General features: G+C 51.5%; 13 protein-coding genes. 7 read left to right on the top strand and 6 right to left on the bottom strand.

Annotation, left to right across the window (positions count from 1 at the left end; translation table 11 throughout):
* Window positions 1-147: 147 nt before the first annotated feature.
* A complete protein-coding gene (locus CAFE_RS17900; RefSeq protein ID WP_066644139.1) occupies window positions 148-1,008 on the bottom strand; it encodes a tRNA lysidine(34) synthetase in 861 nt (286 codons plus the stop codon).
* A 192-nt stretch (window positions 1,009-1,200) separates the two neighbouring features.
* Between CAFE_RS17900 and CAFE_RS17895 the strand changes: the two genes are divergently transcribed.
* Together CAFE_RS17895 and plsY are read left to right on the top strand one after the other, a co-directional pair.
* Window positions 1,201-2,568: an amino acid permease gene (locus CAFE_RS17895; protein ID WP_156991377.1), complete on the top strand. Its 1,368-nt coding sequence runs from the start codon at window positions 1,201-1,203 to the stop codon at window positions 2,566-2,568.
* 212 nt (window positions 2,569-2,780) lie between these two features.
* A complete protein-coding gene (plsY, locus tag CAFE_RS17890) occupies window positions 2,781-3,476 on the top strand; it encodes a glycerol-3-phosphate 1-O-acyltransferase PlsY (protein ID WP_156991376.1) in 696 nt (231 codons plus the stop codon).
* A gap of 57 nt (window positions 3,477-3,533) precedes the next feature.
* Here the strand turns inward: plsY and CAFE_RS17885 are convergent, their stop codons facing one another.
* The 5 genes from CAFE_RS17885 to glpK all read right to left on the bottom strand — a co-directional run bounded on the left by CAFE_RS17885 (window position 3,534) and on the right by glpK (window position 9,001).
* The gene (locus CAFE_RS17885; protein WP_066644136.1) at window positions 3,534-3,887 is read right to left on the bottom strand and encodes a DUF1667 domain-containing protein; all 354 of its coding nucleotides are present in this window, start codon (window positions 3,885-3,887) and stop codon (window positions 3,534-3,536) included.
* A 3-nt stretch (window positions 3,888-3,890) separates the two neighbouring features.
* Window positions 3,891-5,153 carry an NAD(P)/FAD-dependent oxidoreductase gene (locus tag CAFE_RS17880; protein WP_156991375.1) on the bottom strand — a complete coding sequence of 421 codons (1,263 nt, stop codon included), beginning with the start codon at window positions 5,151-5,153 and terminating at the stop codon, window positions 3,891-3,893.
* A complete protein-coding gene (locus CAFE_RS17875) occupies window positions 5,150-6,598 on the bottom strand; it encodes an NAD(P)/FAD-dependent oxidoreductase (protein ID WP_156991374.1) in 1,449 nt (482 codons plus the stop codon). The genes CAFE_RS17880 and CAFE_RS17875 overlap by 4 nt, the downstream gene beginning before the upstream one ends.
* A gap of 145 nt (window positions 6,599-6,743) precedes the next feature.
* The gene (locus CAFE_RS17870; RefSeq protein WP_066644134.1) at window positions 6,744-7,460 is read right to left on the bottom strand and encodes an MIP/aquaporin family protein; all 717 of its coding nucleotides are present in this window, start codon (window positions 7,458-7,460) and stop codon (window positions 6,744-6,746) included.
* Between the two features lie 47 nt (window positions 7,461-7,507).
* Window positions 7,508-9,001 (bottom strand): glycerol kinase GlpK, encoded by a 1,494-nt coding sequence (gene glpK / locus CAFE_RS17865; RefSeq protein ID WP_066644133.1) that lies wholly within the window; start codon window positions 8,999-9,001, stop codon window positions 7,508-7,510.
* A 323-nt stretch (window positions 9,002-9,324) separates the two neighbouring features.
* Here glpK and dhaL point away from each other — a divergent pair, with 323 nt between their 5' ends.
* The 5 genes from dhaL (at window position 9,325) to CAFE_RS17840 (ending at window position 12,621) form a co-directional block, all read left to right on the top strand.
* The gene (gene dhaL, locus CAFE_RS17860) at window positions 9,325-9,966 is read left to right on the top strand and encodes a dihydroxyacetone kinase subunit DhaL (RefSeq protein ID WP_228725080.1); all 642 of its coding nucleotides are present in this window, start codon (window positions 9,325-9,327) and stop codon (window positions 9,964-9,966) included.
* 2 nt (window positions 9,967-9,968) lie between these two features.
* A complete protein-coding gene (dhaM, locus tag CAFE_RS17855) occupies window positions 9,969-10,361 on the top strand; it encodes a dihydroxyacetone kinase phosphoryl donor subunit DhaM (RefSeq protein ID WP_066644131.1) in 393 nt (130 codons plus the stop codon).
* A 148-nt stretch (window positions 10,362-10,509) separates the two neighbouring features.
* A complete protein-coding gene (dhaK, locus tag CAFE_RS17850; protein ID WP_156991373.1) occupies window positions 10,510-11,505 on the top strand; it encodes a dihydroxyacetone kinase subunit DhaK in 996 nt (331 codons plus the stop codon).
* A gap of 95 nt (window positions 11,506-11,600) precedes the next feature.
* Entirely contained in the window at window positions 11,601-12,239 is a 639-nt protein-coding gene (locus tag CAFE_RS17845) for a TetR/AcrR family transcriptional regulator C-terminal domain-containing protein (protein WP_156991372.1), read from the top strand.
* Window positions 12,240-12,342: 103 nt separating this feature from the next.
* Window positions 12,343-12,621 (top strand): nitroreductase family protein, encoded by a 279-nt coding sequence (locus CAFE_RS17840; RefSeq protein ID WP_156991371.1) that lies wholly within the window; start codon window positions 12,343-12,345, stop codon window positions 12,619-12,621.
* Window positions 12,622-12,675: the final 54 nt, after the last annotated feature.

Genomic DNA, 12,675 nt, shown 5'->3' with positions numbered 1-12,675 from the left:
CGGTCTGACCCCGGCACAAGTTGCGGGCCTAAACCTTTCTGCCAGAAGCAAACGCAAGCTTTTCCTCGTCGCTTGAAGCAATTGGCTGATTTCCCTTCTTAATCTTTCATGTTTACTTTACAAAGCCCAAAACCACCGAATGATTTGCTACCGAACAGGATTCCCCGCTCCGCCGTTTTTATTTTCCTTCCGGTCGTAATCATCCAGAAAACTGTGTGTTTTTCCGCCGCTCCGGTATCCGAGTACCGTATCCAGATTGACATTGTGAACACTGTGAAAAATGTTTCGGTCAATTCCCGGATTTATCTTTCTGAGCCGTTCGACCAGCTCCTTTGTTTCCCTTCGTTTGGAGCCGCCGCCGTTCAACTCGCAGTTTTCCGTAAAGCGGCAGGCGCACCGGATGAAGCTGAGCTGATTGGAATCACGCCAGCTGATAATGTCCGCTTCATGTACCAGATACATCGGCCGGATCAATTCCATTCCCGGGTAATTCCTGCTGTGAAGCTTCGGCATCATCGTCTTGATTTCGGCCCCGTACAGCATACTCATCAGGGTCGTTTCAACCACATCGTCAAAATGATGCCCAAGTGCAATTTTGTTGCATCCAAGCTCCTGCGCGTTTTTGTAAAGATGCCCCCTGCGCATTCTTGCGCAAATATAACACGGCGAGCCTTCCATCCGTGAAACGATGTCGTAAATTTTCGTTTCAAAAATTTTGATTGGAAGATTCAGGAGCGCGGCATTTTCTTCGATCCGCCGCCTGTTTTCTTCGTTATAACCCGGATCCATCACCAGATATTCCGCCTCAAACGGAAATTCGCTGTACTTTTGTAAATGCTGCATGCATTTGGCGGTCAGCATCGAGTCTTTTCCTCCTGAAATGCAAACCGCAACCCGATCTTCCGGCTGAATTAACCGGTACTCTTTCACCGCGGTCAAAAACGGAATCCATATTTTCCTGCGGTATTTTTTAAAAATACCGGTCTCAATTTCTTCACTCTTCTTCATTGGGACACTCCTGAATTATAATAACATATCATTCAGATATATTTACATTTTAAGTCTGTGATTTGATTATATACCTTTTTAGTCTTTTTTGTCAAGGCCGATGTGACGGCACTGTACTTTGCCATAGGATTTTTCATAATCAAACTGAAATCGTTTATACTAAAGTTAAAGTGATAAAATGAGAAGTATTGTATGCAAAGCGTTAAAAACAGCAACCGGAACACCGGTCCTCAGGAAAAAAAATTAAACACCTACAGTCTTGCGGGTCTTGGCGTCGGCGGAATTATCGGCTCCGGATTCTTTTTGGGCTCCGCAATTTCCATCCGTCAGGCCGGCCCGTCCGTAATTCTTTCTTTTTTGCTGAGCGGGCTTGTGGTTTCTCAGGTTCTGGGCGCCATCACAAGCATCAGCATCAACCGCCCTGTGACCGGCTCTTTTAAAGTGTATGCGGAACAGTTTCTGGGGAAATACGCCGGATTTACAATGGGCTGGGTGCTTTATATCTCCAACCTGCTGGCTATTGGGTCGGAAGCTGTAGCCGCGGGTATCTTCATACGGTTTTGGGTCCCGAAAGTAAGCGTTGCCGTATCCGCGTTTTCCATTACGGTTCTTGTAATATTAATCAACAGGCTGAATACGAATCAATTCAGTCTGGTGGAATCCGGAATGGCAGTGCTGAAAATCTCGGCGCTTCTGTTTTTCATAATCGCCGCCATTCGATTTATCGCAGCGAACGGAATTGCCGTAAAATCCAATCCTTTTTCTTCCTTGCAAGCATTCTTGCCCAACGGAATCTCCGGCTTCTTTCAATCCATGCTGATCGCCGTATTTTCTTACGCGGGAATCAGCACGGTCGCTATGGCGACCGCAAAGGTGAAAAAACCGGAAAAAGAAATCCCGGCCGCCACCATTCTGATGATGGCGAGTATCATCCTTTTTTATGCGGCTGCAATGTTCCTGATCATCTGTACTGTGAACTGGAGGGCTGTCAACACCGGCATCTCCCCGCTTGTCCAGGCTCTTTCCGCAATCGGTCTGGGATGGGCGTCGGCAATCATCAACGCCGCCATTTTTATCGCGGCTGTTTCCGTCATGCTTGGAACCTATTTCGGGAGCGTACAGATTCTGCTTTCGCTTTCCGACGCCGGAGAAGCCCCGAAAGCCTTTGGAAAAACAAACCGAAAGAGTTTTTTCCGGAACGCCTGGCTTTTGACCGGCGTGCTTTCCCTTTGCGTGGTCGGACTTTCCTTTTTACTGAGTTCGAAGCTGTTCAATTATCTGATCTCCGCCTGTTCCTACTTTTCCTTTTTCAGCTGGACGATTAATCTGATTATCTTCCTTTTGTGGCTGAAACGCCGGCGTCCGGAAGAACAGTTTACTTCTCCGATGATTCTGGGCAAAGGCGGGGCTTATATGTCTCTTGCGGTCATCGCCGTTCTTATCTTTTTCAGTCTTGGGGTAGGGGATTACAGAATCGGCTTTTTCACGGCCGCCGCCCTGATCCTTCTGATTTCCATGTGCTATCTATTCTATCAAAAGGAACGCAAGCATAGCCGATAACCTGGGAACCGCCCGGCGTCGTCAGAGAAGCCGGGCGGTTCCTAAATTTATTAAATATATACAACAATATTTATTGAAATATTGAAATTATGTGATATTATAATATCTTGGAATGTTACATAGATATAGAAAAGACCGCGCCGGTATTTTCTGGTTTTTGCCATGCAAAGCGGTCAAACAATGAATCTGTTTAGTACTAGGGAGGAATCCGAATGCAGGAATTTGTCATCTTCGCCTTGCCGTCGATGCTGGTTGCCGCTGTTTCGTATCTTTTGGGAAGCATCAGTTTTTCCATTCTCTTTACAAAACTGTTTTACAGCCGTAAGGACATTCGAACCCTTGGCAGCGGGAACGCCGGTTTGACAAACGTGCTTCGCTGTGTCGGCGTCAAAGCGGGAATTCTCACGTTTGTCTTCGACTTTTCAAAGGGCGCCGCTTCGGTGCTGGTCGGCAGGGCCGTGTTTCAGCAGCTCTGCCTGCAATACCGTTTGCCGGAGTATTTTATTCAGTACGGAGCCTATCTGGCAGGCATTGCGTGCGTCGTGGGGCATATCTACCCGCTTTATTTTCATTTTCGGGGCGGCAAGGGCGTGCTTGCTTCCGCCGCCATCATTGCTTTTCTGGACTGGCGGTATTTTCTGATCGCGGTTTCGATTTTCGCCGTTGTCTTTACCTTTACAAGAATTGTTTCCATCTCTTCCGTCTGCGGCGCTCTGTCTTTTCCGCTGATCAATTTCCTATTCTCTTATTTTCGCGACTGCAGACCGGGTGCCGCTCCGCTTTCCTACGTATGGATTACAACCGCTTTTTCCATGCTGTTTGCCGGCCTTTTGGTGTATAAGCACCGGGCAAATCTGGAGCGGCTGAAAAACGGTACGGAGAAAAGATTTTCCATAAAACACTCATAGTGAGAGAATCCCCCGCGGAAAGAAAAAATTCTTTCCGCGGGGGATTCTCACAGCCGGTCAGAAAACCTCTCTGGTCGCCACAATATCGGCCTGTGTCCCACAGACGCGGGAAATAATGACGTCGCCGATCTTAACGGGCGGCGTGATTTCACAGGCTCTGATTTCCCTGAGGCAGTCGAAGATTTTGCTCTTTTCAATCGGAGCGGATGTTCTGACCGGCAAAGGCCGGCTGCTGCCGCGAACATGGACCAAAGAAGTAACCATTCTTTTCGGAACGGTCAGCTCTTCCTGCGCATATTTTTTCCCGACGTTGCAGGAATATCCTTCCACCGACAGGATTTTGCCGTCTTCCACCTCGGCCGTCATCCGGCAGCCCATCGGGCAGCCGATACAAGTAATTTCCTTCCGCATCTGTCAGGCCTCCACTTTCACCGTAAGTTCTTTTGCTCCGGCAGCCCTGCTGAGAAGATCCGGCCCAAGTTCCAGACTGACCATCTCGCCGGGAGTCAGGATACGGTATTTTCTGGAATACAGTTCCGTGCCTTCCGCGCTTACGCTGATCTTAGCGTTCCGGTAAACCCCTTTCGGGCGAAACATCAGTGTAACCGGGCTGCCGCCGGATCCGGCATGAAGAACCTGCGGCACCGCTCCGGCCACGCCGAAGCCCCCCGTGACGGGAATCCTGGCTCCGTTTTCCGCCAGCTGACCCTGTACAAACTGAAAGGCTTTTTTGCCCGCCTTTTCCGCCTCCTGAGACACAAAATCCACCAAGTCGTGCACATGAAGCACATTTCCGCAGGAAAAGATCCCCGGAACGGATGTTTCCAGATTTTCGTCGACCTCCGCTCCACCCGTTGCTGAGGAAATTTTCACGCCCGCCAGCTTGCTGAGTTCGTTTTCCGGAATCAGTCCGACGGAAAGAAGCAGCGTGTCGCATTCATAATATGTTTCCGTTCCCGGGATCGGCTGTTTCGTCTCGGGGTCAACCTCCGCAACCGTCACGCCCTCCAGACGCTCGCGTCCGGAAATATCGACGACCGTGTGATTCAAAAGCAGCGGAATCCCGTAATCATCCAGACACTGTACAATATTTCGCTTGAGTCCGGAGGAATACGGCAGCAGTTCCACGCAGGCAAGCACTTTTGCCCCCATAAAGGTCATTCTGCGGGCCATGATGAGACCGATGTCGCCGGAGCCGAGAATCATCACCTTTTTGCCCGGCATGATTCCCTCAAGGTTTACAAATTTCTGCGCCGTCCCGGCGGTATAGATACCGGAACACCTCCAGCCCGGTATGGCGAGCGCGCCGCGGGGACGCTCCCTGCACCCCATTGCCAAAATCACGGATTTTGCCTGGAATTGCTGCAGCCCGTTCACATTGCTGACCGCAGTGACCACCCGTTCTTCCGTAATATCCAGAACCATGGTGCAGCACTGATAGGGAATCTGGTACTCGACCACTTTGTCAATGTATTTCTGGGCATATTCCGGACCGGTCAGCTCTTCGTGAAACGTATGCAGTCCGAAGCCGTTATGAATGCATTGTTTCAGGATTCCGCCCAGAGCCTCCTCCCTTTCGAGAATCAGGATGCTCCTGCATCCGCTCTCATAGGCGGATACCGCCGCGGCAAGACCGGCCGGGCCGCCGCCCACAATCAGGATATCGACCGTTCTCATTCCGCCCCATCCCCCTTTTCAAACAGATTGCCGGAAAGCAGCTTTGAGTTTCCGCCGAACTTTGTCACTTCCAGCGGAGAAATATGCAGCTCTTCGCTTAGAATTTCAACCGTCCGCGGCGTACAGAATCCGGCCTGGCATCTTCCCATCCCGGCTCTGGTCCGGCGCTTGATCCCGTCAACGGTTCTGGCGCCCACAGGTCTGCGAATCGCTTCCCTGATTTCCGCCTCCGTAACGGTTTCACACCGGCAAACGACTTTCGCATAGTCCGGGTTGGAGGCGATCGCCCTTGCCCGTTCCTCATTGGTCATTTCCCTGAATTTGGGGATTCCTTTCCGAATCGGATTATAATTCGGATTTCCCTTCGCATGGAGCTTTTCCGCGATTAACTCCGCCAGATAACGGCCGATCGCGGGCGAAGAGGTTAATCCGGGAGATTCCACTCCCGCAGCGTTAAAGAACATCGGAGCATCGGGGGCCTCCCCCAGGACAAAATCATCCCGGTCGCAGTGCGCGCGAATGCCGGAGAACGTCGTAATGACGTCCCGCATCGGAATATGCTCCCACGTAAGACTCCCGAACCGAATCGCTTTTGCCAGTCCTTCCGATGTTGTGCGGGTGTCGTCCCGCACGTCGAGGTCCTCCGCCGTGGGACCGATTAAAATCGTTCCGTCCACAGTCGGCGTGACCAGAATACCCTTTCCCATTTTCGTCGGCAGCTGAAAAACAGAGGCGTGAAAAACATCGGCATATTTTTTATCGAGGATATAATATTCTCCTCTGCGCGGCAGGATGCGAATCTTGTCCTCAGAAACCATATTATTGATCTCATCAGAGTAAAGCCCAGCGCAGTTTACAACCGCTTTTGCGGAAAAGGTTCCCGCACCGCTTTGCACAATCCAGCAGTCTTCCCCTTTTTGGATTCCCGTAACCGGCGCGTTGCGATAAAACCGGACTCCGTTTTCCGCCGCGTTTTCCGCATTTGCCACCGTCAGTTCATAGGGGCATACAATGCCTCCCGTTTCTACCAGAAGCGCGGCGCAGGCCGCGGGGCTGATATTGGGTTCCCGTTTTCTGAGTTCCTCTCTGCCGATTACGCTGAGGTTCGGCACGCCGTTCCTTTCCCCCTGATGCTTCAGCTCTTCCAGTTTGGGGATTCCATCTTCTGAAAAAGCGACGACCAGAGACGTGTTCCACTTCAGCGGCACGTCCAGTTCGGAGCACATCTTTTGAAACATGCCGTTTCCCATAACATTATATTTTGCTTTCATTGTGCCGGGCTTCGCATCATATCCGCCGTGAACGATCGCCGTATTGGCCTTGCTCTGTCCCTCGCAGATATCGGAAGCCTTTTCCAGCAAAGCTGTTTTCAGTTGATACCCGGCCAGCATTCTCGCCGTTGTGCATCCCACAACCCCGCCGCCGATAATCAGTACATCCAGCATGACCATGAACACCAACCTTTTTTTGTTTCGCTCTGACGCGAAATACTGTTTCATTTTCTAAAAAACCGCAAAAGAATACAGGGGTAGACAGGACGAATTGTTTGCCCCTGCTTCTTTCACTGTTACCGGATGGAAGTAATACGAATTACCAGGGAATCACTTTAAACAGCAGGCACGCCAGCAGTCCGCCCACAATCGGCCCGAAAATCGGGACGATCAAGCCGTAGCTCCAGTTGGAGCCGCCCTTATTCTTAATGGGCAGCACCGCATGCGCCAGACGCGGACCAAGGTCACGTGCAGGGTTGATCGCGTATCCGGTCAGGCCGCCGAGGGACATGCCGATGGAAACGATGATTCCGAAAACCAGCAGATAATTCAGGCCGACGCCGCCCGCTCCCTTTACGTTGCCGATCCCCATGATGGTAAAAACAAGAAGGAAGGTTCCGACGAGTTCCGAAAGGAAGTTGCGGGGAAGGTTGCGGATGGCCGGACCGGTCGAGAAGCATCCCAGAATGGTGGCTTGATTCTCGGTCTCGTCAAACTGGTCCTTAAACAGCGCGTAGACAATCAGTCCGCCGCAGAAACCGCCCAAAATCTGGGACACGATATACCCCGGCACCATGCTCCAGGCAAAGCTGCCCGCCGCGGCCAGGGCAATGGTCAGCGCGGGATTGAAATGCGCGCCGGACGCCGCGCCGAACACAAACGCCGGAAGCATGACGGCAAGGCCCCATGCAATGGTGATCTGTACGGAACCGCCGCCCTTCATGCCTGATTTGTTCAGGGTAACATTGGCAACGACGCCGTCGCCCAGAATGATAAGAATTGCTGTGCCGACAAATTCCCCAATATACGGTAACATTATCATACACCTCAATTTCAATCTATTATATTTTCGAATGAATCATTTTAATCTTTTGCCCAGCCGAGAGAACATTTGACCGCCTTATGCCAGCCTTTAACCAATTCGTCGCGCTCACTGTCTTCCATAGCGGGTTCAAAGACTTTCGAGATGCGCCAGTTCTGAATCACTTCTTCTTTTCCAGACCAGTATTTTACCGCGAGTCCCGCCAGGTAGGAGGCTCCCATCGCCGTTGTTTCCACGCAAACCGGACGGCGTACCGGCGCGCCGATCATATCGGACTGAAATTGCATGAGGAAGTCGTTTGCGCAGGCTCCGCCGTCCACCTTGAGCGAATTCAGTTTGATTCCGGAATCCTGTTCCATCGCTTTCAGTACGTCCAGCGTCTGGTAGGCAAGCGATTCCAGCGTCGCGCGGATCAGGTGGTATTTGCTGGCGCCTCTTGTCAGCCCGACAATCACGCCTCTGGCATACTGATCCCAGTAGGGCGCCCCAAGGCCTGTAAACGCAGGAACCACATAGACGCCGTTTGTATCCTTAACCTTTTTCGCCATGTATTCCGAATCCGGCGAGCTGTCAATCAGCCGCAGCTGGTCGCGAAGCCACTGGATGGACGCGCCCGCGACAAAGATGGAGCCTTCCAGCGCGTAATTGACTTTTCCATCGAGTCCCCATGCGATGGTAGTGACCAGCCCGTTCTTGGAATAAACCGGCTTTTCCCCCGTGTTCATGAGCAGGAAGCAGCCTGTTCCATATGTATTTTTGGCTTCGCCGGCCGAGAAACAGGTCTGACCGAAAAGAGCCGCCTGCTGGTCGCCCGCCGCGCCCGCGATTGGAATCGGGCCGCCGAAAATCGTGGGATCCGTTTCCCCGTAGACACAACTCGACGGCATGGCCGCCGGAAGCATGCAGGCCGGGATATTCAGTTCCTTTAAAATTTCCTCGTCCCACTTCAATTCCTGTATATTAAACAGCATGGTACGCGACGCGTTTGAATAATCCGTTACATGTACTTTCCCTTTGGTCAGATTCCAAATCAGCCAGCTGTCCACCGTTCCGAACAGCAGTTCCCCCGCTTCCGCCCTTTCGCGGACACCGGGCACGTTTTCCAGAATCCACCTTAACTTGGTCGCCGAAAAATAAGCGTCGATGACAAGTCCGGTCTTTTGACGGAAGATGTCCGTCAGGCCCTTTTCTTTCAGACTGTCGCAGTATTCGGACGTGCGCCTGCACTGCCAAACAATGGCATGATAGACCGGCTCGCCGGTCTTTTTGTCCCAGACGATAGTCGTTTCACGCTGGTTTGTAATTCCGATGGCCGCAATGTCCTTCGCGCTTGCGTTGATTTTGTACATTGCCTCCTGGGCTACCCCGATCTGCGTGGACCAGATTTCCATTGCATCATGTTCCACCCATCCGGGCTTTGGAAAGTACTGCGTAAACTCCTTCTGAGCCACGCTGATCATCTCGCCTTTTTCGTTAAACAGAATGCAGCGAGAGCTGGTCGTTCCGGCATCCAATGCCATGATATACCGACCCATTTACAATTCCTCCCTTTCTATCCGCATAGAAGAATTCAATTTTATGCAAATTGCATAAAATATCTTGACATCATCCTAGCATTGATTTGTTCTTCTGTAAATACACAATATTTGGCGTTTGTCTATACGAATAAAGGAATTTGTCTAATTACTTCTCTGCCAATCTAGAGTATTATATGATTGTGAGGTGGAAACAAGCATGAAAATTATTTATAACGCCGACAGAAAACTCCTTGTTAAGTAATGAAAAAGACTACTTCGTAATAAAATATACAGGGCTTAAAAATCAATTTATTTCGTATGTTTTACAGAAGGGACTGTTTATGATGAAAGGCTCATTAAAAAGCGCGATGGAAGAAATCGCAAGTGCCATCAAGGCCAATAAAGATTATCTGACGGATCTTGACCGCGAAATCGGCGACGCCGACCACGGAATCAACATGGCGAGAGGCTTTGACGCCGTGATGGCCAAGCTGAATTCCGCTGAACCGGCCGATTTGTCCTCCGGGCTCAGGCAGGTGGCTTTAACGTTGATTTCAACGGTAGGCGGCGCCTCCGGCCCGCTTTACGGGACGGCATTTCTGCGCGCCGGTAAGACGGTGCGTCAAGGCGATATGCTGAATCCCAAGCTTGCGCTCTCCATGTTCCGCGCGGCGGTTGACGGAGTGGAAGAACGCGGCAAAGCAGAGGAAGGCGATAAAACCATGGTGGACGCTCTGGAACCCGCTTATCGCGCCTTTGAGGATACCCTGAAAAGCGGCGGAGATTTTCCGGAATGCCTGGAAGCCGCGCGCGACGCCGCGAAAAAAGGCGTTGAATACACCAAAACCATCCCGGCCAAAAAAGGACGCGCCAGCTACCTGGGAGAAAGAAGCATCGGTCACCAGGACCCCGGAGCCACATCGGTGTGGATTATCCTGAACGCCCTGCTACAATACGCTCAAAAGATTCATAAGGAGCAATAAATATGGTTGGACTTGTGATTGTGTCACACAGCGAAAAGATCGCGGAAGGCGTACGGGACCTTGCAAAGCAGATCGCCGGAGAGGCTGTCAGGATCGAAGCCGCCGGCGGCGTCGCGGATCATAAAATCGGCACGGACGCTTTGCGGATTGAGCATGCCATCCGGCTGGCGGACACGGGAGACGGAGCCGTTGTCCTCCTCGACCTTGGCAGCGCCGTTCTCAGTACGGAAACCGCGCTGGAATTTCTGGACGACGCGCGGCGCGGCCGCGTTTTGATTGCAGACGCACCTCTGGTGGAAGGAACCATGACCGCGGCCATATGCGCCTCAACCGGCGCTTCTTTAAAGGAAGTCGTCTCGGCCGCGAAAGAAGCCTGCAATGCCAACAAGCTATGAGTAGTTACGAAGCGACTGTCCTGTAAAAAATTTATAGTCTTATGTAATAAAGCAAACGCGGCAAAGGCCGCGCAGGTGCGAGCAACCAGCATGTTAAAAGGATTTGCGGCTCTACGCCGCGGAATAAAAGAAAGCGAGGTTGAACTTTATGAAGAAGATTATCAATCATCCCGCGGATGTTGTGGATGAAATGCTGGACGGCATGGTGTACGCCTATCCGCAGTACGTTCGCCGGCTGGAAGGCCTTAACGTGCTCACGCGGACAAAAGCTCCGACTGAGAAGGTTGCCCTCGTCAGCGGAGGCGGAAGCGGCCACGAACCCGCGCACGGCGGTTACGTCGGGCGCGGCATGCTGGACGCCGCCGTGGCCGGAGCCGTTTTTACCTCCCCTACGCCGGACCAGATTTACGAAGCCGTCAAAGCGGTAAACGGCGGCAGGGGTGTTCTTCTGATTATCAAAAACTACACGGGAGACGTTCTGAACTTCGAGATGGCGGCTGAAATGGCCGACGCCGAAGGCATCCGTGTGGAAAAGGTCGTGGTCAATGACGACGTGGCGGTGGAAAACAGCACGTTCACCAGCGGACGCAGAGGGATCGCCGGAACGCTTTTCGTCCATAAGATTGCCGGCGCAAAAGCAGAATCCGGGGGTACGCTGGACGAGGTAAAAGCCGTCGCTGAAAAGGTAATTGCGAATGTGCGTTCCATGGGAATGGCGATTTCTCCCTGCACGGTACCGGAAGCGGGCAAACCAAGTTTCGTGCTGAAAGAAAACGAAATGGAAATCGGCATGGGAATCCACGGGGAACCGGGCATTCAGAGGGAACCCATTCAAACAGCCGACCGGATTGCCGACCGCCTTCTTGAAAAAATATTCGATGACCTGCGGCTTTCCCCAGGGGATGAAACGGCGGTATTGATCAACGGCCTCGGCGCGACACCGCTGATGGAGCTGTTTATTATGAACCGGAGGGTTGCCGAAGTCTTCGCCGGGAAAGGAATCAAAATTGTAAAAACTTACGTCGGAAACGGCATGACTTCCCTTGAAATGGGCGGATGTTCCATTTCCGTCCTAAAGCTGGATGACGAGCTGAAACAACTCCTCGGCGCACCGGCGGAAACTCCCGCCTTTGTACAGTTTTAACCTAATCATTCATATCCGTTCCGTCCGCTGTACACGGCTGACGGGACGGCAGTCCTGTTATATCCCAAAAAGCAGTCGGCATCAGGAGGAATCTAATGGAACGTATGACTCACACCAAGCAACTGCTTGCAAGCTCCCTGAAAGACTTAATGAAAACCACACCGTTTCGAAAAATAACCGTTCAAAATGTTACCGACCACTGCGGATTGAATCGTCAGACCTTCTATTACCACTTTAAAGACATCTATCAGCTGCTGGAATGGATTTATCAGAATGAAATTTTCAAGCAGGTGAACGGAGTCAATCGCTACAGCTGGAAAAACGCCCTGATCGACGTGCTGCGCTACTCCAGGCAGAACAAGGCCTTTCTGCGAAATATTAACCGTTCGCTGCGGAAAGAGACGGTGGAAAAATTTCTGTACCCCATCCTTTATCGCTGGATCGGCATGATCTATGAAGATGCGTGCTACGGTCTCTCCGTAAACCCGGAAGAAAAGCAGTTTCTGCTCGATTTATTCACGAACGCGTTTGTCAGCTTCATCATTCGGTGGATTGGCAACGGAATGCAGGAAAGCGAAGAGGAGCTGCTAAAGAAAGCCGAATGGATCAAGGAAATGTTCCTCGGTATGGCGGTCATGCATACCGCTCCTGAGCAGTTCACGGATTCCTCCGGCCTTCCCGTATTTGATCTTACGCGGCGGTGTTCCGCAGCGATGCAGGCTGAAATCTATTGAACCTCTGAGCTATCTTTTCCATACAGTTCAGGCTAAACAGGAAATCGCTTTTCAATGCTCGCCGGGAGTGGTACAATAGGACCATAATAAAGGAGGAAAGCTCATGGATGCGATTTCCTGTATAGAAGAACGACAAAGCGTAAGAAAATTCCTTTCAAAACCGATTGACAGGGACCTGATTACGAAACTGGTAGACTTGGCCGGGCAGATTCCGTCGTGGAAAAACGCGCAGCCTACAAGATATGCTGCCATTGACAGCAGAGAAATTCTGGACAGGCTCGCCGAAGAAGCGACGCCTGATTTCAATTCTAGGGAACCTCTGAACAAATGGCGCAGGAAGAGGAATTCAGCGAAAAGGGATTCAAGAGGCGTTCCAAACTGAATGATTACGTCGAATTTCAACGCTATACTCCTGAATTTATTTCCACTTTTGCGG

Source organism: Caproicibacter fermentans (genome assembly GCF_009746625.1).
Taxonomy (GTDB): Bacteria; Bacillota; Clostridia; order Oscillospirales; family Acutalibacteraceae; genus Caproicibacter; species Caproicibacter fermentans.
Note: the sequence above shows the minus strand (reverse complement) of the source record. Positions and strands in the feature narration are given on the sequence as shown.